This is a genomic window from Herbaspirillum huttiense, assembly GCF_047300815.1.
Lineage (GTDB): Bacteria > Pseudomonadota > Gammaproteobacteria > Burkholderiales > Burkholderiaceae_D > Herbaspirillum > Herbaspirillum huttiense_A.
The window spans coordinates 446,683-468,427 of the sequence record NZ_CP178609.1 but is presented as its reverse complement, the minus strand read 5'-3'; the positions used below and the strand labels follow the sequence as shown (position 1 = coordinate 468,427).

Sequence of the window (21,745 nt, the reverse complement as noted above, 5' to 3'; positions counted from 1 at the left end):
AGTTGGGCAACTTCTGTGACCAATGCGCCTCGGCGTAGGTGTAGTTGGATGCCCCCATCACCCCCACAAAGATTTGGGCTCGCCGCACTTGGCTTGTCTGAACGTCGAGCACATTCATCGTCGGCCCGGCATAGTCCACAAAGACGCGCTCCCCACCTACATGAACCTGACGCAGATACCTTTTGATCGTCTTGAGCCAAGCCCGATATCGATTGCAAAACTGGCTTCGCTTCAAAGCGTTTGGGTCGTCTTGGGCGTACTCTTGGTGCAGTGCTGTGAGCGTGGCCCCTTTACGCTTTAGCTCGGCGTGAATGTAGTTCCAGTCTGGGTCAGGCTTGCGCGTCAGCGCCTGGGCCGCTGTGCGAAACAGCTTGGCTTCAAGCATGGCGTCATCCAGACCCGCTGGTAGCGGCCAAGTGATACCAACAGCCTTCGCACGTATCAAGTAGTCCCGTGCGGTGTCCTTAGATAAGTGAAGGCTGGCAGAGATAGCCCGCAGACTGAGGTTGGACTCAAAAGCAAGTCTGAGCACTTGCCTGATCTGTCGCATGTCGATTCTCCGATTGACCATGAGGCGACCGGCCAAGCATGTCGGCCGGTTCTCCGTGATGTGCAAACGAACGCACTGCTCCCTCGCAGGAGACGGCTCGCGTCTGCGATACATACAAAAAGAGTGGCCGACTGCCCGTCGGACTTGACGGCAGTTCAGAGGATCAGCAAAATGTGGGCTGACGTTACATAGGTCAACCCTCTTAAACGGCCCTCAGTTCCCGCTGATGGGCCGTTTGCCTTTCCGTTAGCCAAATGTGAATCAGTACAGGTTTGAGCCTGAGCTTCGCTGCATCCGGCTTACGTCATGAGACACCTCCCTGCGATCCTGATGGGGTGTCCAGCGACGGCGTTGGGTGTGCCAAGGGCTGTCCCCGCCGCTGTGCCGAGCGCCCTCTAGGCTTGAAGGTGTAGCGATCAGGCCAAAGCACGGTCACTTCCTCGCCCAATGCCCGAGCAATGTAGCTGGCGACCTCGAATGCCGTGATTCGGTTGTGAATCACATTCCCAACCACGCTCTGAGACACGCCAAGCTCGCTGGCGATGGCCTTTTGGTTCAGGCCAGCCCGCTTGAGGCGATAGTTGATTTCAAGTGCATCCATGGTCAGGCTCAGTGACACGCCCTCAATTAGAGAGTAAATTGTCGTTAGCGAATGCTTAAATAACGCTATGGCGACAAATATACATCCTATGAGAGATTCAATCCAGCAAGACGAGGTGCCATCACCATCCAGCGCGGACGCCAATAGCCAGGAGTGGCAAGGGCTTCCTGCCCGGATTAACCAGCTTTTGACCCTTGCCGGTTTGAGTCAAACGGACTTGGCGCGTCAACTGGGCTTGTCATCGGGCTTCGTCAGCGAGGTGGCGCGTGGCCTAAAACACCCAGGACCGGATTTCTTCATCGGCGTGCGCAAGCTACTGGGCGTATCCATCGACTGGCTGATGACCGGCGAAGGAACCATGACCGGAGGCGCAGGCATTCGACAAGACTTGTTTCAGGCCATTCGGCTTCAAGTTGCTGTTGCCAAAGCAGCCGTCACCGAAGGTGATCCTCTCGCCAAGGCCTTGATGATCTTGATCCGCGAGGGAAACCTAAACGCCGCAGGGTCTGACGCCGCTTTCAGTGAATTGTTAGACCGCATTGCACCCGCCGATGCGGATCTGGATCTGGCTGTCCAGCTCTACAACGGCCACCTCTGGACCGGCGATCCCATCACCCAAAGGCGCAATCTGCTGGCCGCCGCTGTCGCGCACTTCGAGGCGCGCAAGCCCCTGGACAAACTCGCCGCAGTTACTGGCGCGCATCCATACCAGCAAAGCTCGGCAGTTCAGATCAATTTCGGTCACGGAAACCGTATCGCCGGTCGTGACTTCATCGAGAAAAGCGGCTCCCGCCGTACCAAAAAATAAGTCAACCGCAGGAGAGCTCAATGCCGCAACAAGCCGATTCCGGTCACCCTGACGTCCAGATCAACTTAGGGGCATTTCCCCGTATTTCAGGGCGAGACTACATTGAGATGAAGGCCCCGGACTCCATCAAGATGGTTCTGGCCCTGACGCCTTCAGCCCAACTCGATGACATGACCGTGGATCAAGAACACCTGTTCCCATATCGGTTTGGCTTTGACGCAAACCGTTCGATTCGTACGCAGATCATTGCCCTCAAGCATCAGTACGACCTCACAGATATGGACATCAGATCATTGCGCCATGCTGGTCAGTTGATCATCAGAGGCGACCAGGCCAAGCTGGCTCCCAATCGCCTCATGCCAACCCTCGGTTGGATCTACTTCCTGATTTTTAGCTTTGTGTTTTCAGTCTCCGCATTGGTCGTCAGCACAAGTGCGGCGGTGGCGTGGAGGCAAAACCTCGGCCTGGCCATCATTGCGGCAATGTGGCTCGCTGCGCTTGTTTTCGTCAACAAAGTGCATCTTGAGCCTTGGCGCTTACTGAAGCGTGCTGGCCTGATTGCTCCTGCCAGTTAACAGCATCGATCTCTGGCACGACCGCGCCGTATTCCACTTACCGGCCCTGCTGGGCGCCCACTAATGTCTGTTCCTGACGACAAGGGGCGCACCATCTATTGCAACCCGGCATTCGTCCAAGTTAGCGGGTTCTCTGAATCTGAATTACTGGGGCAGCCTCACAATTTGGTTCGTCATCCACATCAGGTGGTTCACTGTCAATTCAAACCGAATCTCTGATTGCTCGAATTCCTTTTCCCAGCCGCCTTCGCAACAGGGTACGTAATGTCACACCATCTGAGTAGCCAACCTGTTCCGCTATCCGGTCAAGGTTGTGATTACTGGTTCTGAGCAAATGGACCGCCTGTTCGATTCGAAGGTCTTGCACATATGCAATGGGTGTTTTGCCAAGCACATCGTGCAGTCGTCTTGCCAATGTGCGCTTGCTGGTGGCAAGTGCGTCAGCCGCAACGTCTAGATTGAATCCCTGTGTCAGATTTGTCCGCACCCAACGATCAAACTTCTCCACAAGAGGATCCGTGTGTGCGAGATGGTCTGAGATGATGTAGGCCGATTGTGATGGCCGAGAATCAACAACCAGATACTTAGCTACCAGCCCAGCGAGTTCTGGACTAGTCTGCCGCACTAGCGACAGCATCATATCGACATGGCTGAGTGCTGCCCCCGCTGTCACGAATTGGCCCGAATGGACCACCATGTGGCTTGTGTTAAGTCGTACAGCTGGGTATCGCTGACGAAACAGTGAAGTTAACCACCAGGTAGTTGTCGCTTCTTGGCCATCCAGAAGACCACTTTGTGCCAATACAAATGTGCCAATACAAGCAGCGGCAATTTGTGCGCCATCGTTTGACCAGCCGCGCAATAGGTTAGTAGCATCGACGACATCCGGCCGATCCAGTGCATTGATCAATGCGTCAGGCATCTTGTACCCAAGCGCGGGCACGATGACCAAATCCGGCGTCGGGCACTCATGAGGGCGAATCGCTGGAATGACCATTTGCTGCGCACTGGCAACCCGATGCCTCACCCCCACGACGGAAACATTCCATCGAGGAACCGTACTGCTCTGCATCGCAGACAACTCATTTGCTGTGGTCAGCGCATCCAGGACAATGGAAAGACCAGTGTCGAAGACACCCTCCAAAGCTAAGACATTGACTTGCATGGCTTACAGGTTTGCAAACATATCGGCCTCATGACTGGAACTGATTCTTCCACAAACGTAGCGCCTCGAAGTTGGAGTCCCGTGTGTAAGCAGTTCCACCCATTCGCTTATTCAGCGTCTCCACAATCTCGGGCTCCATCACCCGCAAAAATGGATTGGTAGCGCGCTCCATCGAGATGGTCGAAGGCAAAGTGGGTTGCCCTAGGCTACGCTTAAGTGCATCTGCCTGAAGACGCTTCAGCAAATCTGGATTAGACGGCTCCACCTCAAGTGCAAACTTCAAGTTGTCCATGGTGTACTCGTGGGCACAGAAAACAAGCGTTCGTCCTGGCAGATCCGCCAATCGATCTAGGGAATGGCGCATCGCCACCATTGACCCGCCAAATACCTTTCCGCAGCCACCACCGAACAGCGTGTCACCCGTAAACAGCCATCCACGAGCCTCATCCAGGAAGGCTAGGTGACCCTTTGTATGGCCCGGCACCGCCAACACTTTTAATTGCACGCCCAGAGCTTGCAGCGCGACAACATCGCCCTCTCCCACCACGTGGTTTACACAATCGAGCGGGGTAGTACCTGGCTTGGGAAATGGAGGGTGAGAAACCCTGTCGTGATCGTTCAACACTGGACCGTATACGGGGACCTTCCAATCGTGGAGCAAGCCGGGTACTCCTAGGTTGTGGTCGTAGTGAAGATGCGTCAGCACAATGGCATGGAGTTCTAGTCCATGTTCTTTTAGTGCTTTGATGACAGGCTCGGATTGACCTGGATCCACGACCACCGCCCGCTGGGAATCGTGAATCATCCAGATGTAGTTATCCTTGAATGCGAGGATTGGCAGGATGTGTACTGGTTTCATGAGGATGCCCCAATCAAGCGCCACACCAAGACCATTTGGGCCGCCCATCCTCCGACAAACGCAACCGTCCGTAGCCAAGGCACTTTGGCCGCATAAAAAACGGAGTGCCCAACTCGCGATACCAGGTAGAGCCAACTTGCTGCCATTGTTGACGCTGTCCCCAAGCCCAGGATGTGAACGGACAGGGCTAGTGGAGCGAAGACAACCAAATTTTCTATAGCGTTAGCATGAGCTAAACGAAGACGTTCGGCCCATGGCGCCAAAGCCTGCGGATTGTTCGGGTAACCAACTGTCGATGCGATTCCACGCACTATCACGCGATTGAGCACATATGGTATCCACAGCAGTGCGGTATAGGTTGTGACGAGAACTAAAGACATCATTTCTGGTTTCATGACTTTCTCCGATGCATAAATCAGTCAGGGCAGATCTGGGCTTGGCATACTATTTACCCAAGCCTCTATTTGATTCATCCGAGCCCACCAGGCACGTAAATTTGGGAAGTCGGTAACGGGAAAATTCCCCCGCTCCAAATATGTAATCGCCCCCCCAACCACGAAGTCAGCAAGCGTGACTGTGTTGCCCACAAGGAATGGGTGTGCTTCCAATTGAGCATCCAGTACCTTGGCAAGCGGCTTGAATTTTTCCTCTCCAATCTGAACACGTGTAGGATCTGGTTGCCCCAGACCCAACATGGGTTTCCTAACGTTCTCGCCGGTCAAGATATCGCAAGCCTGGGGAAAAGCCGACGCCTCCCAGAAAAGCCAGCGCGAAATATCAGCACGGGCTCGATAATCATCCGGGTAGAATTCGGAGTCGCCATTTCGATCACAAATATACTGACAAATTGCGTTCGACTCCCATAATAGCAAGCCAGCCCCATCGTCTAGCGCGGGCAATTTGCCCATTGGATTAACAGCCAAAAATCTGGGGGTACGCTGCTCACCTTTTGGGAGATTGATTATTATTTTTTCAATGTCATTGATCTTTAAATGGTCAATGACCGCATTCACTTTGCGGACATTCGGTGAGGGTGGGAAAATATACAACTTCATTGGTAGCCTCTTTTGATTGAATGGTCACGGAGAGCAACCATTCTGAAATGGCAACCGATTTTAAAAAATAGGCAAGAATGACATTTTTGTAGTCAATCTTGCCACATCCGACCTCTTCAGCTACGGCCTGATCAGCTGCAACGTGCTCCCGTGATGTTCACTAAATCGCCAGGCCTGGCCTGGCACCTTGTGGCTTGATTGATACCAAAAATGTCATTTTTGCCAATATTGCTCCTGAGGCTTCGTGCTTACAGTTGGGCCTGTCGCAACCCCTGCGGCGAACTTAAACTGGAGAGCCCTACATGATCAAACTCGCACTATTTGCACGTCTTGAAGCCAAACCAGGGAAGGAAAAGGATGTCGCTGAATTCCTTGAGGCTGGCCTGGCAATGGCAAACCGGGAGGCCACTACGCAACTGTGGTTTGCGCTGAAATTCTCGGAATCAACATTCGGCATTTTTGATGCGTTTGCAGATGAGGCTGCCGTTCAAACGCACCTAACTGGCCCTATTGCCGAAGCCTTAATGGCTAAAGCAGATGAACTTTTTGTCAAATCACCAAATATCGAAAGAATTGACGTCATCGGCCTAAAAAACCGTCCGATTTAACCTCGGCAAGGGGCGCGCAGCCCCTTATAACCTACACATCAGAAAAGGAATTTTATGTTTGAGAAAACACTGGTAGCCGGTTGGGGTGACATGGACTTTAACTCCCACATGCGCAACACGGCATACCTAGACAAATCAGCAGATGTTCGAATGATGTATTTTTCTGAACATGGGTTTCCAATGTCGGAATTTATGCGATTGAAAATTGGTCCAGTGGTCATGAAAGATGAGATTGAATATCATAGAGAAATTCATTTACTTAATGATATTCGAGTTATCTTGAGCTTGGCCGGTTTGTCTGAAGACGGTAGCCGCATGCGCCTTCGCAACGACTTTTATCGAAATGAAAAACTCGCCGCCCGTGTCACTTCGACGGCAGGCTGGTTGGACCTTGATGCGCGCAAACTCACTTGTCCCCCAGAGATGTTACTAGCGGCACTTCGTGGTCTGGCCAAAAGCGATGACTTTGTCACACTGCCTGACAGCAAATCTTGATTCATGGGAAGCAAAATATGGCCATCAGCGTAGTACAACTTGGAACGCCAAGAGCCCCCGATGAGGGGCTCAGAATCGGCTCAGTGAGACGACCTCCCCGAGGCATCCCCAAGGCCGAGTTCGGCAAGCGCAACTATTACGATATCTGGCTGCCAATCCTGTCGCCAAGCCCAGAGTTGCTTGCCAAAGGTAAGCTTGCCGATAGTGACTCAGACTGGAACAAATTTGCGAGTGCCTTCCGTAGAGAGCTGGTCGGAGGAGAGGCGGACAAAATTCTCGATCTGCTGGTGGCGTTGTCAAGTGCAACAAACTTTGCCATTGGCTGTTACTGCAATGACGAAAACCGCTGCCACCGATCCATCCTTCGCCAACTGTTGAATGAACGCGGAGCTTCGTTGAGGTGACTAACCTGCCTCTGCAGAAATGCTACCCATTTGGTGGCCAATAGCAAGCAAACCTGATCTTGCACCCGCATTCCCGGACACGGTCTAAGCGCAATGTAGCACGGTCCCATCGGGTTGGGTTTTGCGCAGCTCATGTTGTCTGAACTCCAGAGGCGATTTCATTTTCAAGCTTGAGTGTGGAGGTACTTCGTTGAAGTGCTCAAACGCTGATGATCCATGTTCATCGCTGAACTGGATGGCCCATCCTCCAACCTGACATGCGGTGGTGCACCATTTGCAATCCTTGCGTCATTGCGTCGATAACCGATCGGAATCGGCGACTATTTTGAAACGGAAGGACTGGTGGTTTTGGATCGGAATTGGTGGTGATTTTCATCGGAATACGCACTTGATCACGCGGCGCAGCCAGAAGCCGCTCGCCGAGCCTCAGTGCGTTTGGCCACCCCCCGAGCAGCAAGTTCTTCAGCTCGTTCGTCAACGAAGGTGTTACAGACGTCAAATGTAACGTATCGTGCAGCCACATGAACTCAAAAAAGAATACTGACGCCTGGACTATTTTTCGTACTGAGCTCGTCCGAGTCTTGACGTCGGTGGTCAAGAGATACTCGTCAACCACTAGCGCGAGGGCAGCGACAAGATCAGATCTTGTTACTAGTGGAGTAGAAAACGAATAAATCCCATTTGGAGGTAAAACATAGTGATTTAAATCGATTTCACAAATAGGCCTTTGGTCCTCTGCAGCCTCTAAACGAACGATTCTGAAGACAAATTCATCGGTGATTTCGAGGTCACGAGATCGAACGAGGCTTCGGAGCTCGGCAATGAAAGGGGGGCTTCTTACCTCGTTTTTTTTCTCTTTCGAAATAGACGCTGGTCTAGGCATTTTCGTCACCCCAGAACTCGATTTTTTATTTTCTCTATTTCTGGCCAGTAAATACTGGCCTTGAAATAGTGAATTAGCGCGATATTGAACAGCATTACGGGCGCGTGGAATTTTTCAAAGGCATCATTGTTTTTTTCTAGGAGGCCTAACCAATGTGCTTGATAGAATTTTTGCAGTCGAAAAACCTCTTCAACTCGATCCTCAGTGACTACGATACGATTATTTTTGCAACCATCTCTTACATGGCATTGAGTGCCGTCGCAGAAACCTGATTTTCTTCTCCAATCCCCATCCGGGGGGTTTTGAGGGTCAATACAAGATGTACCATCCCCGACGTCCACGAGAAGTTTTACGTCAACAAATTCTTGCTTTGGCCGGCGCGGGAAACTTTTTATAGTCTCTAACTGAAAAATTACCGTATTTTCAATGCGGCGTTGGAACTCGAGATTCACAGCTTTTCCAAACTTTTCGCGCACAACCTGTTCTAAATATCCGCCCGTGGTATGAAGGTTCCTATGGCCAGCAATTTCCTTAGGGACTGTCATAAAGGAGCCCGCATAAGATGCAATCGTTAGCATATGCGTTCGGACCTGATCCATGCTGAAATGAGGAATGCCGTAGAACTCATTTAAGACGTTCAAGACGACATGAATTTGAGAATACTGCTTAGTTTGCGGATAGTGATTTTTACGAGGCCATGAAAACCAGACTCCGGCTTCATTTTCTGATATCAGACCTAATTCCTTTTGTCGGGCATGATTCCAAATAAGAAGCTCTAGCGCAGCACGTCCGCCCTGATTCTCACTATCAATAAATACATCAGGAGTGACTGCACCAGTTTTTGGTTTGGACGAGACAATTTGATATCCATCGCCGCACAGCTGTATCCATTCACGTTCAATCATCCGAAGAGAATCAGAATTCCAAGCCGAGTGGAAGAGCAAAATTCCGAACGCAGCTGCTAGCTCTCGGGGGGTCATCCGCTGCGTGATCAATAAAACGTTCATCACAGTCTGATTTTGCCAACGGCCCGGGCTGATATCGAAGTATTTTCCTATTTGGTCCTTAGCCGATGCGCCGTTGAAGCCCAGACGTTGAAATACAGGAGCAGTTGCAGGTTCGCCACCGAGGTAGGCGATAGCTCCAATGAATCTTTCCAACGGTATGGGGGATTGAAAATGTTCTCGCTTTCGCCCCAAGACGAAATTTTTTACGATATTTATTTCGTCAGGAGAAAATTGATTTTTCGAAAGAACTTCGATCTTACTTCTAACGCCAGCCCAGAATTCGAGCTCTTCGGTATAGCTCGAAATTGGCTTAGCGGCGTCGGCGCGCAAACGCGCTAACTGAACTTCCCTCAAAGTCTTTACATCTTTGTGAGGGTACGCATCTACGGGCGGAATGGATTCTCCTCTAGAGTTCACCGCAACATGGTCACTGAGTGTGACTCGTCCACTCCTCTTAGTTTTCCACCTGCTTTTAAATGGAATCGCCGTAACTGAAAGTTCTTCGCGAAAACCTATATCTTTGCCCCGCGCGCACATGTAGCGACGGAAAGCGCCGGAAGACGCCACGAGCGTCCGGTCAGACTTACTTCGTGCGAATAAATGTCGGGTTTCGAGTAACACATCTTCCATCATTGTGAAAAGCTCAGCTGCTTCGCGTCTACCGACCAGGGCAACATCCATTTGCAAATATTTAACACATGGAAAGTGGAGTACTAATTGGTCCAACAAATTTTTGAAAGCGCGTATCCCTCTGCCTTCTCCGGGCACGACTGCAGACTCTCTACTCATCCCCAGCAATACCTGACGGAGCCAAGAATTTCTTTTCAGAAAATATTTCTTGCAGTCAAACTCGACAACCTGAGTGTAGTTGCGCCCATGGGCGCGATCGTGGCACATAACTTTGAGGCAATTTTCCATCTCAGCTATCTAGTTTGAACTGGATAATTTTGATACGACAAAGAGTACATAATTAAGAATAGCGAGCTCACCTAATTTGTCCAGTTGGTTTTTATTGAGACTACATTACGCATCTCGGCGACGTGATTTCCCCTCTGAAACGTTTGTTTCCGGTGTACGGATGGATCGAGCGCCGTGTGATGAAGGCCATCTTGTTGCGGTTCGGTGTGCAGGTCGATAAGGAGCTCTTGGCAACGATCAAGCGTGCTGATCGAGTCGTGATGGCTACGGAGAAGCGTGACCTTATGCCGGCAACTGCAGAAGAATGGTCGTATCTGAAAGGTGTTCCGACATTACCGGAGAAGATCGTCCCGCTTCTTCCGCATGAAGCACGGGAGCTCTTCCTTCAACGCTTTGCTGAGGTCAGGGCGATGCCTGATGACTGATCTTTCTTCGCTGCTAACCGAAGCCCGTATTCCATTTTGGATACGGGCTTTCTTTTTGGGCGCCAGCGTTTTCCGCGGGCAGCAGCATCGCGAACCTGGGTCCTTCCTACCCCGTGATACCGCATTTCTGTTCGTTACGATCAACCTTTTGGAGGTCCTATGGATGAAAATGAAAACGTGAAGCAACCTATTTCTAGCCTTGATCTGCTTATCCGCGCCACAGTGTTCGAAGCGGCAGGGTTTGAGGCGGATGAATTTCAACGAACGGTTATTGGCTTATTGGAGCAGGGCAGGGCTAGTGGTAAATTTGAGCAGGAAGGCGCCCATGGCTTCGTGACTGGGTTTGATCTCTGTGCCCCGGCCGTTCATGTAGTCATCGCTCGCGAGCCAGGAGAGAACGGGGAGGTGCAGACTATGAAGGGGGCTAGTTTGCACGCTGGCCGCGCCTTCGAGATTGCTACCGCAGCAGCTGAGCAGATCGCGGCCGATATGCTGCGGCGTGCTTCTGGTGATGCTGAGTTTCGAATCAGGGAGCAGCGAACCCATCCTTCGAACCTTCCGGTCCTTACGATTGAGCACGATGATGTAGTGGTGGGCATGGTGCAGATCTTCCAGTCCACATTAACGTAGTCTCAGCCGTCACGATCTTCGTGACGGCTGTTTTTCAATCATTTTGCACAGATTTGATACAATTAGCGTATTATTGATACGTGTTATTCCTTGAATTGGCTGTTATGCAGATATCTAGCGTGTTGAAGGCGCAGGCGGGACATATCGAACGGTTCTTTGTCGTCTCTGTATCGACAGAGCGAGGGGCGTTTTTGGTCTCCCTTGGGGTCGGGAAGAAGGAGAAAGGCAATATCTTCCTAACCGATACTGGTATTCGTGCCAAGGACCGTCTGTGCGAACTGGCGGGCGTTGATGTGTCTGCGGTCAACTTCATTATGGTGCCGTCGCCATTTCAGGCTGTCGGAGCGCTGCGCACGGCGCTGTTGAGCCATCGGCCTGGCGCGGTTCTGTTCTTCGTGTGTAAGTCGTCGCTGGCATATGACAAGATATCCTCCGAGCTGAACGTACAGCCGGAAGTAGTCGAAGAATAAGCCGGGACGATTTGGTGCGCCCTGCGCTGTTTTCACTGTGAAATTACATGTGAAATCGTTGAGGCGCGTTTTCCACCAGTCATATTGAGGTCCACATGTCTTCGACGTTTTCTCGCGCTTGCGCTTGGATAGGGCATCCGCTGATTGTGGTTGTATTGCTTTTCGCCGTGTTATCGCTTCTCAGGATGGAGTCCATCAGCATATTCGCTGCTCTGTGCACGTCCATGGCCAGCGCAATCTTTTTCGGATGTTGGATAGGTGCTCGCGTACATGACTACGTCGAGAGCGCCGGGGTGCCCGCTCAGCTCCGTCGACCCACTGTACTTGATTTGGACTAACCTTCGTATGAATTTTTCGCTATTGCGTCCAGTGACGCTCGCACTCGCGTCGTCCCCCGGTTATAAAATTGAGCTGACGCAGCCACGGGAGACGATCCGGAAGGAGGGCCCGTTGCGGTTCTCCAATTATCATCTCCAGCTCTGGAGAACGGAAGGCAATGTGGTCACCGTTTCTGCGCGCTTCGTCATTGTCGAGAGCGACGGCTCAGCATTTTCGGACGGGGATTTTATCCGGTGGTGCGAGATCCAGGGGGACGCGCTGGGCGCTATCGCTCACGCGATGGCGGATACTGCACTGTGGGCGCTTGCGGAGACGATCGGTATCGGGCGATCGTTGTTCTTGACACGCGTGGAGGTTGAGAGTGACGCTCGGCCGGGTTTGATTCTTGATGCCCTGCGGGCCTCCATGTCTGAAATCGCCAAAGAAGAACCCTTCGCCCTGCTCGCCAGTCCCGAAAATGTCGTCTCGGAACTCACCAGCACGGCGGGCCTTACCAATAGCGAGGAGCATCGCCGTTACTTCAGCTATCTTGTGGATGGACTGGGTCTGCGAAAGCCGCGCTCCGACGCCAGAATCCTTCTGGCACCGAGTGCTGGCTTTGAGCTGGACCACGACTTCCCAGGCTGGTCACTGTTGAAGACTCGGGCACCCGAGGTCGGTCATGTCCGGTGACTCTTTCCTTGCCCAAGACCAGAGACCGCGTCCAGGTAGCATCTTCCTGCATTTCGCCGCAGTATCCTTGGTGCTTGGTGTGCTGTTTCTTGCAGTGGCCGATGTCACAAGCACGATAGTCAGCTGGCCCAGATGGGCATTATGGTCATATCGTGGCGGCTGGATCCTCATTGGGATCGCAACTGCTCTGGTCGCGGTGGCAATAGCTCTCAAGATCCGTGCTCTTCGGCACCGGCTTTAAAATGTTGCTCCTCGTCGCTTCAATCTGCTTAGCAGGCGCCGGCGCGCTGGCAGCAAGACGCACGGCGGTTACGTTCAGCGTGTCAGCGGGAATATCGCCCTTTGCTGGCCAGGCCATTATTTTAGGTTGCTTCTTCGCCTTGGCGAGCTTGAATGTGTCCATGGGGCTTTGGGGACTAGCGTTCCTCTCCTCGGCGGCGAAGATACACGGACTGTACCGCCCCATCCCGCCTAATTCGCTGGTTGGGCGCCTAAATTCGATGTGCATTCCCGCGGTCACGTTTGCCTTCGCACACACTTTCGTGCTGACACCGTTTAAGGTGCCGTCAGAATCGATGGAGCCTGCATTTAAGCCCGGCGACATAATCATCGTCAGCAAGCTAGGTCGCAATCATGGATCGTTTTTAGGAGGTTACGCACCTGAGCGGGGGGAAGTCGTCGTTTTCCGAGGAAGTGGTTGGGGTGACTATCTGGTCAAGCGTGTAGTGGGGCTTCCTGGTGATCGTATTCGATTGGAGGGGAAGACGCTCATAATCAATGGCAAAGTCATTCCGGAATTATCCGCCGAGCCGAATTTGGACCGAGGACGTTTTCAAGAACTGGGCAAAGCTCGCTTCGAAGTGCTGCATGACGCAGCTCGACCTTGGATGGACCTGCGGCTGGCTGCTGTCATGAGTTCGTCTTTCGAATATCAAGTGACCGGGACTACCTTCGAAACACAGGTGCCTGCAGAACAGTATTTTGTCATGGGCGACAATCGTGAGCACAGTGTGGACAGCCGCTACTTTGGATTTGTGGCTCGCTCCAGCATCGTCGGTCCGGTGCTTTGGAAAGTGCGATTTCTATAGCATATGGCGTAGAAATGAAAAAAGTGAACTCGGATTTGTAAAAGCAGTATGGAATTAATACAATTTGCATTGGCGCATAAATATGGGAGGCGACCGTCATGAGATACTTCGTCACAAGCTGGAAACTATACGCTGTCGCAGCTTTGTTGCTGGCAGCGCTCACACTCAACTTCTACTTGGTGGCGCCGGCGGGCGCAGGTGTGCCAGGAGCGCATCTTGCGGTGCAACTGTTGTGCATCGCTCTCATTGCAGGAGCGGCATTACGCGTACTGCTGCACAGTAGAGGGCGGAGTCACGGGAGTTCGTCTGGTACAGCCGCCGCCACGGAGAAGTGACGATAATGTTCGGACTTGAACGCCTGATCGAAGACGCGACCGGCTCCGAAGTAGACGCGGTGACGGGCGCTAAGGCGCACATTGCGGCGGCAATTAATGGAGCGCTCAATTGGCCTATGCTCATTGACGCAGCGCGACAGGCTCTCTGCTTGACCGAGCGGGAGTATGCTGGGTATCTACATATCTCCTACACAAGCTTGGGACAGTGTCGCAAGAATAGGGAAGCACTGCCGATCGCAGGCAGGATTCGAGTTATCCGGGCACTTGGCATCGAGCTGTCTCACGAGATGCTGATAAAAATCCTGCCGACGACGGTCCAAGCTGTGATTTTGGAAGGCAGCGACGCCAGCACGCCCGAAAAAGCGTTCGCGGAATTGGATGACTTTTTCGAAAGGCTTGACCATGATCCGGAGATGACGAGGCGGTTTGTGGAGCGGCTTGCTGGCGTGCTTAAACAGGACGTAGGTGACTTCGTCCGTTCTCTTGGAGGAAGTCGGCAAACCTCGGCCGGCAACGGGCCATACACGCTTACGTTTGGACAGAAGAGAGCGCTGTTTAAGCGCGTATCACTGCCTACTGTTCTCAAGGCAAGCCGAGCGGTTTAAGCATTCATCGTAGGGTATTCCGAACCTATGCTAGACATCTCACGTTCGCATAGACAACTTCGGAGAATTCCTATGGGTCCCTACGACAACCAAAACTTCATTTTTCTCGAAACACCAGCGGTGATGGAAGGCCACTGGTACCGCGGGGCAAATGGCGAGCTCTACGTCATCCCTAACGACCTACACGGTGTGATGGATGCTATCGGTCCAGACGATGAAATCGAAGACAGGCTGGTCAAGTTTTACGACACCCAGCTGTTCGATGATGTCGACGTATCGTTCGTGGAAGAGAGCTTTGGGCTCAGCTTCATCCAGCCCTGGCAACGCCGGTTTGAAGAGCGTATCGGTCACTACCACGTCTGAATAATGTCACACCAACACCTCTCTGCAATTTGCAGAGAGGTGTTTTTTCTTGTCCAATTCTACGTATGCGCGTAGACTACAAATTGCATTGAATCAATACAATTTGCATGAGGCCAGTTGATGAATTCTCGGAAGGATTTGGGGCAGTACTTCACGCCAGGCTGGGCGCGACAAGAGATTGTTGACCAGTTTTACAGATTCACTACCGGGGATTTGGTCTGTGAGTGCAGTTGCGGCGACGCCGGTTTTCTTTCAGCGATCGAGGATAATGTCGCGGCCTTTGGCGTCGAGATTGATCCTCTACACGCCCAGACCGCCCGTTTGCATACTGGTCGGCTTGTAATTGAGGGGGACTTTGCGACCGTACCACTGCCCCAGGGAATCACGCACATCATCAGCAATCCGCCTTTTAAGTTGACCGTGATTGATCGGTTCCTGGATCGAGCTCACGATATTCTGCCTGAGGGCGGAGAAGTGGGATTCATCCTGCCAGCATATGCACTGCAGACTGCGGAGAGGGTGGTCAATTACGGGAAGCGCTTCAGTCTTCAGACCCTTGTCATCCCCAGAAACATCTTTGCCGACCTGCGCTTGCCGTTGACGTTTACCCGCTTCCATAAGAGCAGGAAGGTATGGGCGGGTTTCGCTCTGTTCGAGCAGGCGGCGGCCGTCCAACGTATGCCTCGCCATTATCGGGATCTTCTCGAAGGTTCAGCTGGATCTGTTTGGTTGGCTGTCGCACAACTGGCGTTTCAGCGCCTTGGCGGCCGGGCCACGCTCGACGAGTTGTATCGGGAGCTGGAGAACGCACGGCCGACTACGACACGCTGGTGGAAGGAGAAGCTCCGTCAAACTGTGCGGCGATATAACGAAATTTTCCAACCGCTGGATCGCGGCACGTATGCCCTCCGATCCAGCCAGGCAGTAGTTCCACTTTAAATGAGAGGTTATATGAAATTGAAGTTCTTTGCGGCCGTGACTGGTCTCATCTTTGCTGGAGCCGTGCATGCTGTCGAGATCAAGGCGGCCTCGAATGACCCCGTCTTGACCAGTGAGCAATTCAAGACGATTGTCGAGCAGACGCTCCCGGCAAGCGCGAAAGCGCTGAATGAAGACTTCCGCGTGATCGCAATCTTGGAGACGACCAAGTCGCGCCCCGGAGAGGACCTGTTTTTCTATTCGGTCATGATGCACCGTAAGGTGATTGACGCGACCAGTAAGAAGGTCTATTGGGCCCAAACTGGCGGGGTCCGGGGGAATGGCATAACCTCCGGCGCCGAGGCGCTGGAGAAGGACATCCGAAAGTATATGGAGATGGGAGTGAATTCGTTCAAAACGGATCAATAACAATACAAATTGTATTGAAAAGTGTTTTTAATAATTATTTACACGTGTTGCTGTGATATTCTCCATGGAAACTAACTTTTCTGGTTTCCCATGGCCACTGAACCGGCGTTCTTAATTGTTGACGACGTGTCTACCGTTCGCAAGCAGATCAGGCATTTCCTGCGCGAACTCGGATACGTTAATGTCGAAGAAGCTGAGGATGGGGAAATCGCCATGCTCAAACTGAATCGCTACCGATACGACGTAGTGATTCTTGATTGGGTGATGCCGGTGAAGGACGGCATGGCTGTACTCAGAGAGGTGAGGGCGACGGAGCACCTCGCCCATCTCCCGATCATTATGGTGACAGGGGAGTCCACAAGAGACAGCGTCATCAGGGCAGCGGCGGCGGGTGCCAATAGTTACATCGTGAAGCCGTTCTCTCTTCCGACCTTCTCGTCGAAACTTCAACGGGTCATGTCGAGAGCGAACATAGCAGCATAACTAGCTCGGACTAAATATGCTTTACTCGCAACAGGAAAATGACGCGGTCAGCCACACAGCTGGTCACGACTTGCCGTCGATGAAGGTGGCACTTGAAGAGTTGGACATGCAAGGCATCTCCAGGGATGACCGCAAAGCAAAGCCGGCTGACGCTGGATGGCGCGTTCGCCTCTTCAAGAACGGCGTTTATGTTGCGAGTCGCCATTTCAGAGACGCGACTTACCGCAATTCGCGGGAGGCGTCGCTCCGGGCGGCTGCCTGCTACCGCGATGAAAAAATGGCCGAGTGCCAAGTAACGCGCCGCAAGAAAGGCGGTAATGAGGTCACCCAGCTGCGAAAGAGCGCTGGAAAAACACAGAAAGAACTGGCTGCGCTTCTCCTGGTATCGCCAGGGCAGGTGAGCATCTGGGAAAATGGCCGCGTGTCGCGGCCAGAACTCAGAATTATCAAGGCGGTTTTGGCCGGCGAAGTCGCACCGGGCAATTCGGATGTGCAGATTGACTTCTATGAGACACGCAAAGCACTCGGGCTTGGCCAGGAACACATGGCCACCTTACTTGCTTGTTCGGACTCTACGTACGGCCGCTGGGAGCGCGGTACAGTTCGAATTCCTGGTTGGGCATCAGTGTTTGTTTCTGCGCTCGCCAATGGGTGGGTGGCTCCGCTAGGGGCATTAGGCTCTAAGATTGGTGCTCGCCGCAAGGCTGTTCCAGCTGACACTTCGGATATCCTTCTCTAACTCAGCGGCGCTTCTCTTACCTTTCGTTCTTCTTCTCCCAATTTCCGTTTCCGTGGCTTAAAAGGCCGGCGCCAACCCGTCGAATGACGGTTCTTTCCTCCATTGATCGCAAACAAAAAGAAATACCCACGTATGAAGCCATACGTGGGTATTGGGGGTTAGACAGCCAGGGATTGCTGCCGGGGGTCTACAGCGGGCTCCGAGGATGCTTCCGGATCCTGAATAGGCCCGTTCTTTTCCTCATCCATCTTCCGGACTTTTTCCAGTTGCTCAGTCATCTCCTCGATCTTCTGGCGAGTGGCCGGCGCCAACGCCGAAAAGCCGGGATCGCTCTTCACATCAGCGACGATGGTTCGCAGTGACGGCGCTGCCTTGCGGATTGCAGAGTGATACATGTGCCCGGCTACGAACTTTGCCGTCACGCGTTTCTTCCCGGCAGCGTCCGCACGAGCTACCTGCTTCTCCACTTCGTTGACGGCGTTGACGTCATGCTCTCGCAACATTTTCAGAGCACGGGTCACCGCGATCCGACCGTCACGGACCAGCTGGCGAATTTTCATCGGCCCATCCATCAGCGTCAGAAGGTCCTTCACGTATGCCGCCTTGATGCCGGTGTAACGCTCGATCGTCTCGGTATCGCAACCGAGCGTACGAAGGTTGTTGCAGATGATCGCTTTTTCATACGGTTCCAGTTCCGAATCAGTGTTGCTGCGGACCGTGTCACCATACATAGCCTCCTCCGTCACGCGCTGCTGAGTGCATACAGCGGTCACGTGCGTGATTCGGCGCTCGGTTTTGGGTACACGCTGCGAGAGGATCGCGTTTGCACGCTTCACCGCTTCCCAACGGGTATGCCCACGCTTCAGAAGAAGAGCCTCCTCCCCGTTGATACGAGCAGAGATCACACTGATCGGACTGTCGTCGTGCCAGCCGTCCGCCAGCAGCGATTCCACCATATCGGTGACACGAGCCTCCCACTTCGGCCCCTTGAGGCGCGGATTGTAATTCGGGAGGATGACCAGGTTTGAACCCTCGACAGGGAGCGACCAGAGGTCATTCGACGTGGCTCCGATTTGCTTCATCACGGCCTTCTTGTTGCCCTTGACGATGTTCAGCTCAGGCAGAACCAGATCCTGCGCCAACTGGCGCTCGTCGACCTCGACTTTGTCGAGGTCAGCCATGTCGAAGTCCTCATGCGAATTTGCGTTTTCCATTGTTAAATCTCCAAAAAAGGTAAGGTTAAGTTTTCACTGCAACGATGAGATGTCCCACAAATGCTCATATTTCTTCGCCACACGGGGCGTTACGATGGCAAAATTCCGGGCACTCACGAACATGGAGGGGAAGGTATGCATCTGCTATCACAACGCAAGTACGAACCTGGCGATCCTGCTCCTGATGGTTATCTGGCTTGGCACGAGTGGGCGGAAATCCAGGCAAAGGCCGGGCTGCGCCAGGAGCAGTGCGGATATTGCATGCGCTGGTGGTTTCCTCAGCAGCTCACTGGGCTGGTGCTCAAGAGCATCTTGCAGAGCCGGCGTGGACCCGTCGCTGTGCAATCAGCCGTCTGCCTAGAATGTGCTCACAGAAAACGGCTGCAGAACCCCGTAGGCGGTGCCACCGTACCTACGCTGACGTGCTCGAACCGGGCGGCGCTATAGGATCCCCGTGTGGATTGGCCTCCGCCGAATCGTGCGTCACTGCACCTTATGTCGGCGTAGCCGGTAATCACTTCCCCTAGATGGTGACTGACGGTAATCACCGCCTGACCGCGACAATTCTCCGGGGCGGCCTCTCCATCGCGGCGAGTGTGGCCGGTGAAATTGCATATATGCCAGGCTGCATTTTGGGATAGACTGCGCCGAACCCCAATGAGGAGAAAGAAATGGTCGACACCGCCGTACCCATGAAGCACCGGATTTGCGTCGACTCCCGCGAGTCGCGGTCGAAAATCTTGCCTGCTCTGCGTGCGATTGAAGGTCTCTCGGTCGAAATCCAGCAGCTCGATGCGGGCGATTACTTGATTGATGACTCCACCGCGGTCGAGAGAAAGGCTGCTAGCGACTTCGTCCTGTCTTTGTTGGATGGGCGTTTCCACAGCCAGGTAGCCAAGATGAAGCTGTCCTACGGCAGGCCCATCCTCTTGATCGAAGGAAACATCTACAAGACGCGTTCTGCCATCGAGCCCGCCGCATTGGCCGCCGCTGTCAGTTACCTGACCTTGGAAGGGGTGACCGTGATCTGCACGGACTCCGAGGCGGAGTCCGCGCTTTACCTGGTGGCTCTGAGCCGGCACCTGCACTTTGGGCTCGCCCAGCAGCCTATGCTGAGACCCGGGAAACCCAAACCCAGCCGGGACATGGCGAAGTTCATCTTGCAAGGCTTGCCGGGGGTCGGAGCTGTTAACAGCGAGGGGTTGATCGATCATTTCGGTTCGGTACACGCCGTCATGGGTGCTAGCGCCGTCGAGCTGGCGACCTGTCCAGGAATTGGCAAGAAGACGGCAGAGCGGATAGTCGACTCGATTCGGTGGAGCTGCAGGTAACTGATCAATCATGGTTGGCGCAGGAACATATCTCAGGATCCAACCCGGTCATCGGGCAGGCTCCGCTCTCTCGCCAGCGGGCTTGCATCGCCGCCCGCTCTTCGACTGTGATGTACCCGAAGCCCCTTGCTTGCACTATCACGGCGTACTGGCGAGGCAAATCTAGCCCGGCGATGCTCTCATCAATCGCGGTCGAAAAACGGATCTGCAGTAGCTCGTAGACGAGCCCGCAGCCTTGCCGCGCTACTTCCCATTGGCTTCCCAGCCATACGTTGATCTGCCTGACGGAATAGAAGGCAGGGCTTTGGACCTCATGGCACCTTGGACGCACGGCTTACTCGTGGCGCCCACAAGGGCAGCAATCGGGGTCAATTCCGGTCAGGGGGCAGTAACCATCGTCCTGGTTTTCTTTGTGGGTTTGGAGCCGCTCTTCGGGGGAGGTGTAGCCCATGCTGCGAGCTAGTTGGAAAGCCTCTTCCTGAAATTCCTTTTCAATTTCATCGATGCCGCTGTCGACCGCGGTGGAGAACCGGTCGACCATAAGCTCGTAAACCAGACCGCAGCCACGGTTAGCTTCATCGTAGAGCGCTTCCAGCCACTTTTTGATGCCGGCGCCGGTGCGCAGTGCCGCCAGTCGTTCGAGTTCGCCGGTGCGCCCCGACGACCATTCCTGGGCCAGCTGGCCCACGTCGGCAAGCATGTGGGGGCAGGTAAGGTCCGGTTGACAGCGGCCAGCAAGCCTCCCACTACGCCGTGCTTTGTCGTTCGCCGCAGACAGCAGTCTTTCCCTTGGAATGCCGCTATAACGCGGAAGGTCCATCAAGTGGGCGAACCAAAGGAATCGCGCCTCGGTCGCTGTCGTGTAAATTCCATCTGCCTTCATGCTCGGTGTCCCTTTGCTGGTGATAAATGAGCTTTGCTCAGGCGTTAATCATCGGGACAACAGTCCACGTGAGCCGCTTTTTTCGGTTGCGGCCAAAGTCCCAGCTAATGTCGGGGGACAGTAGGGAGCATGACAGTTCGAGCTGGCTGACCAGATCATTGGCAATCTCCGCCGCCGTTGCCTTGGGACCTTCCAGGCCGATCAGAATGTAACCGGTCATGATGGCATCGAGATCACCTGCAGTCGTGAAAGACAGCGCAGGTTTTAACTCTTGAATGCGCCCGTCTTCGATACTCAGGCCGGCAGCCAACAATGCTTGTTCAGGCTGTTCCAAGTAGACGCTAATCAGACCGTCGAGAGCGAAGTCGTCCTCGACCTCGCCGGTTACTGGCATATTGAGATTGAACACGGCGCGATACCGCGTGACCGCCGGTGGCCTCTTGTTTTTGGGACTCGTTGAAGACCAAACCCTTCGTGCGCATTGCAGCACATCGGCCGGCATGAAGCGTCTGGACTGTGGGATGGACCAGCTGGACTCACCCGTTTGAACTCGCAGCACTTCGGATTGACTGTAGAAAGCCTGGAGCGACAGCGATGACTCTTCGCTGATGCCGAATTTGGCGCAGAGTCCTTTGGCGACGATGATTGCCTCTTCTTGGATGCTGTCGTCATGCCAGGTGAATGTTTGACCGGTGACGAGCTGTTTGCCGCCATGCCAGTAAGAAATTTGGATTTCGGTACGGCGCACCCAGCCGATCCGAATATTTTTTGAAATGCGCACTTCCTCCGGGATCTTCAAATCCTCGGTGCGCAATACAGGCCCCCCCATTTATTTTCCCTCTGGCAAAAATTTGGATTTTATCAGAACGTTCCGACGGAACATCACGGATTAA

28 protein-coding genes and 1 pseudogene are annotated in these 21,745 nt (G+C 53.4%); 18 read left to right on the top strand and 11 right to left on the bottom strand.

Going from position 1 to position 21,745, the window contains the following annotated elements:
• Window positions 1-854: 854 nt before the first annotated feature.
• Entirely contained in the window at window positions 855-1,151 is a 297-nt protein-coding gene (locus tag ACLRDN_RS27620) for a helix-turn-helix domain-containing protein (RefSeq protein ID WP_413460604.1), read from the bottom strand.
• Between the two features lie 88 nt (window positions 1,152-1,239).
• Here ACLRDN_RS27620 and ACLRDN_RS27615 point away from each other — a divergent pair, with 88 nt between their 5' ends.
• The 3 genes and pseudogenes from ACLRDN_RS27615 to ACLRDN_RS27605 form a co-directional block, all read left to right on the top strand.
• Window positions 1,240-1,959 carry a helix-turn-helix domain-containing protein gene (locus ACLRDN_RS27615; protein ID WP_413460603.1) on the top strand — a complete coding sequence of 240 codons (720 nt, stop codon included), beginning with the start codon at window positions 1,240-1,242 and terminating at the stop codon, window positions 1,957-1,959.
• Between the two features lie 20 nt (window positions 1,960-1,979).
• Window positions 1,980-2,534 (top strand): hypothetical protein, encoded by a 555-nt coding sequence (locus ACLRDN_RS27610; RefSeq protein WP_413460602.1) that lies wholly within the window; start codon window positions 1,980-1,982, stop codon window positions 2,532-2,534.
• 63 nt (window positions 2,535-2,597) lie between these two features.
• A pseudogene (locus tag ACLRDN_RS27605) lies at window positions 2,598-2,714 on the top strand (PAS domain S-box protein); the annotation flags it as partial.
• Between the two features lie 22 nt (window positions 2,715-2,736).
• Here the strand turns inward: ACLRDN_RS27605 and ACLRDN_RS27600 are convergent.
• The 4 genes from ACLRDN_RS27600 to ACLRDN_RS27585 are packed head-to-tail and all read right to left on the bottom strand — an operon-like array spanning window position 2,737 to window position 5,613.
• On the bottom strand, window positions 2,737-3,699 hold the full coding sequence (locus tag ACLRDN_RS27600) for a GlxA family transcriptional regulator (protein ID WP_413460601.1): 963 nt from the start codon (window positions 3,697-3,699) through the stop codon (window positions 2,737-2,739).
• Between the two features lie 28 nt (window positions 3,700-3,727).
• A complete protein-coding gene (gene gloB, locus ACLRDN_RS27595; protein WP_413460600.1) occupies window positions 3,728-4,558 on the bottom strand; it encodes a hydroxyacylglutathione hydrolase in 831 nt (276 codons plus the stop codon).
• On the bottom strand, window positions 4,555-4,953 hold the full coding sequence (locus ACLRDN_RS27590; protein ID WP_413460599.1) for an MAPEG family protein: 399 nt from the start codon (window positions 4,951-4,953) through the stop codon (window positions 4,555-4,557). Before ACLRDN_RS27590 ends, gloB begins: the two co-directional genes overlap by 4 nt.
• Window positions 4,954-4,977: 24 nt before the next feature.
• Complete coding sequence (locus ACLRDN_RS27585; protein WP_413460598.1) at window positions 4,978-5,613, bottom strand: glutathione S-transferase family protein; 636 nt, start codon at window positions 5,611-5,613, stop codon at window positions 4,978-4,980.
• Window positions 5,614-5,915: 302 nt separating this feature from the next.
• On the opposite strand from ACLRDN_RS27585, the gene ACLRDN_RS27580 reads away from it, so the two are divergent.
• Genes ACLRDN_RS27580 through ACLRDN_RS27570 form a run of 3 tightly spaced genes read left to right on the top strand, consistent with a single transcriptional unit; the run spans window position 5,916 to window position 7,120 of the window.
• Complete coding sequence (locus ACLRDN_RS27580; protein WP_413460597.1) at window positions 5,916-6,221, top strand: putative quinol monooxygenase; 306 nt, start codon at window positions 5,916-5,918, stop codon at window positions 6,219-6,221.
• Between the two features lie 54 nt (window positions 6,222-6,275).
• Window positions 6,276-6,716 (top strand): thioesterase family protein, encoded by a 441-nt coding sequence (locus ACLRDN_RS27575; protein ID WP_413460596.1) that lies wholly within the window; start codon window positions 6,276-6,278, stop codon window positions 6,714-6,716.
• Window positions 6,717-6,733: 17 nt separating this feature from the next.
• Window positions 6,734-7,120, top strand: a complete 387-nt coding sequence (locus tag ACLRDN_RS27570; RefSeq protein WP_413460595.1) for a DUF488 domain-containing protein — start codon at window positions 6,734-6,736, stop codon at window positions 7,118-7,120.
• A 220-nt stretch (window positions 7,121-7,340) separates the two neighbouring features.
• Here the strand turns inward: ACLRDN_RS27570 and ACLRDN_RS27565 are convergent, their stop codons facing one another.
• The gene (locus tag ACLRDN_RS27565) at window positions 7,341-7,718 is read right to left on the bottom strand and encodes a hypothetical protein (protein ID WP_413460594.1); all 378 of its coding nucleotides are present in this window, start codon (window positions 7,716-7,718) and stop codon (window positions 7,341-7,343) included.
• A 290-nt stretch (window positions 7,719-8,008) separates the two neighbouring features.
• Window positions 8,009-9,928, bottom strand: a complete 1,920-nt coding sequence (locus ACLRDN_RS27560) for a hypothetical protein (protein ID WP_241813908.1) — start codon at window positions 9,926-9,928, stop codon at window positions 8,009-8,011.
• 122 nt (window positions 9,929-10,050) lie between these two features.
• On the opposite strand from ACLRDN_RS27560, the gene ACLRDN_RS27555 reads away from it, so the two are divergent.
• The 4 genes from ACLRDN_RS27555 (at window position 10,051) to ACLRDN_RS27540 (ending at window position 12,464) form a co-directional block, all read left to right on the top strand.
• Window positions 10,051-10,353: a hypothetical protein gene (locus ACLRDN_RS27555; RefSeq protein ID WP_413460593.1), complete on the top strand. Its 303-nt coding sequence runs from the start codon at window positions 10,051-10,053 to the stop codon at window positions 10,351-10,353.
• Between the two features lie 159 nt (window positions 10,354-10,512).
• Window positions 10,513-10,983, top strand: a complete 471-nt coding sequence (locus tag ACLRDN_RS27550; protein ID WP_413460592.1) for a hypothetical protein — start codon at window positions 10,513-10,515, stop codon at window positions 10,981-10,983.
• 119 nt (window positions 10,984-11,102) lie between these two features.
• Complete coding sequence (locus ACLRDN_RS27545) at window positions 11,103-11,453, top strand: hypothetical protein (protein WP_413460591.1); 351 nt, start codon at window positions 11,103-11,105, stop codon at window positions 11,451-11,453.
• Window positions 11,454-11,798: 345 nt separating this feature from the next.
• Entirely contained in the window at window positions 11,799-12,464 is a 666-nt protein-coding gene (locus tag ACLRDN_RS27540; RefSeq protein WP_413460590.1) for a hypothetical protein, read from the top strand.
• A 145-nt stretch (window positions 12,465-12,609) separates the two neighbouring features.
• On the opposite strand, the gene ACLRDN_RS27535 is transcribed toward ACLRDN_RS27540, so the two are convergent.
• A complete protein-coding gene (locus tag ACLRDN_RS27535) occupies window positions 12,610-12,867 on the bottom strand; it encodes a hypothetical protein (RefSeq protein WP_413460589.1) in 258 nt (85 codons plus the stop codon).
• Between the two features lie 139 nt (window positions 12,868-13,006).
• Between ACLRDN_RS27535 and lepB the strand changes: the two genes are divergently transcribed.
• The 7 genes from lepB to ACLRDN_RS27500 all read left to right on the top strand — a co-directional run bounded on the left by lepB (window position 13,007) and on the right by ACLRDN_RS27500 (window position 17,424).
• Complete coding sequence (gene lepB, locus ACLRDN_RS27530; protein WP_413460588.1) at window positions 13,007-13,552, top strand: signal peptidase I; 546 nt, start codon at window positions 13,007-13,009, stop codon at window positions 13,550-13,552.
• 340 nt (window positions 13,553-13,892) lie between these two features.
• Window positions 13,893-14,492 carry a hypothetical protein gene (locus tag ACLRDN_RS27525; protein WP_413460587.1) on the top strand — a complete coding sequence of 200 codons (600 nt, stop codon included), beginning with the start codon at window positions 13,893-13,895 and terminating at the stop codon, window positions 14,490-14,492.
• 72 nt (window positions 14,493-14,564) lie between these two features.
• Window positions 14,565-14,855 carry a hypothetical protein gene (locus ACLRDN_RS27520; RefSeq protein ID WP_413460586.1) on the top strand — a complete coding sequence of 97 codons (291 nt, stop codon included), beginning with the start codon at window positions 14,565-14,567 and terminating at the stop codon, window positions 14,853-14,855.
• Window positions 14,856-14,975: 120 nt separating this feature from the next.
• Window positions 14,976-15,794, top strand: coding sequence for a class I SAM-dependent methyltransferase (locus ACLRDN_RS27515; RefSeq protein WP_413460585.1), 819 nt, complete (start codon window positions 14,976-14,978; stop codon window positions 15,792-15,794).
• 12 nt (window positions 15,795-15,806) lie between these two features.
• Complete coding sequence (locus ACLRDN_RS27510) at window positions 15,807-16,202, top strand: hypothetical protein (protein ID WP_413460584.1); 396 nt, start codon at window positions 15,807-15,809, stop codon at window positions 16,200-16,202.
• Between the two features lie 90 nt (window positions 16,203-16,292).
• A complete protein-coding gene (locus ACLRDN_RS27505) occupies window positions 16,293-16,685 on the top strand; it encodes a response regulator (protein ID WP_284078310.1) in 393 nt (130 codons plus the stop codon).
• A gap of 16 nt (window positions 16,686-16,701) precedes the next feature.
• Complete coding sequence (locus tag ACLRDN_RS27500) at window positions 16,702-17,424, top strand: helix-turn-helix domain-containing protein (RefSeq protein ID WP_413460583.1); 723 nt, start codon at window positions 16,702-16,704, stop codon at window positions 17,422-17,424.
• A 158-nt stretch (window positions 17,425-17,582) separates the two neighbouring features.
• On the opposite strand, the gene ACLRDN_RS27495 is transcribed toward ACLRDN_RS27500, so the two are convergent.
• Complete coding sequence (locus ACLRDN_RS27495) at window positions 17,583-18,605, bottom strand: hypothetical protein (RefSeq protein WP_413460582.1); 1,023 nt, start codon at window positions 18,603-18,605, stop codon at window positions 17,583-17,585.
• A gap of 704 nt (window positions 18,606-19,309) precedes the next feature.
• Between ACLRDN_RS27495 and ACLRDN_RS27490 the strand changes: the two genes are divergently transcribed.
• Window positions 19,310-19,969, top strand: a complete 660-nt coding sequence (locus tag ACLRDN_RS27490) for an ERCC4 domain-containing protein (RefSeq protein WP_413460581.1) — start codon at window positions 19,310-19,312, stop codon at window positions 19,967-19,969.
• A 334-nt stretch (window positions 19,970-20,303) separates the two neighbouring features.
• Here ACLRDN_RS27490 and ACLRDN_RS27485 read toward each other — a convergent pair whose 3' ends face one another.
• Window positions 20,304-20,852 carry a hypothetical protein gene (locus tag ACLRDN_RS27485; protein WP_413460580.1) on the bottom strand — a complete coding sequence of 183 codons (549 nt, stop codon included), beginning with the start codon at window positions 20,850-20,852 and terminating at the stop codon, window positions 20,304-20,306.
• Window positions 20,853-20,889: 37 nt separating this feature from the next.
• Window positions 20,890-21,681, bottom strand: a complete 792-nt coding sequence (locus ACLRDN_RS27480; protein ID WP_413460579.1) for a hypothetical protein — start codon at window positions 21,679-21,681, stop codon at window positions 20,890-20,892.
• Window positions 21,682-21,745: the final 64 nt, after the last annotated feature.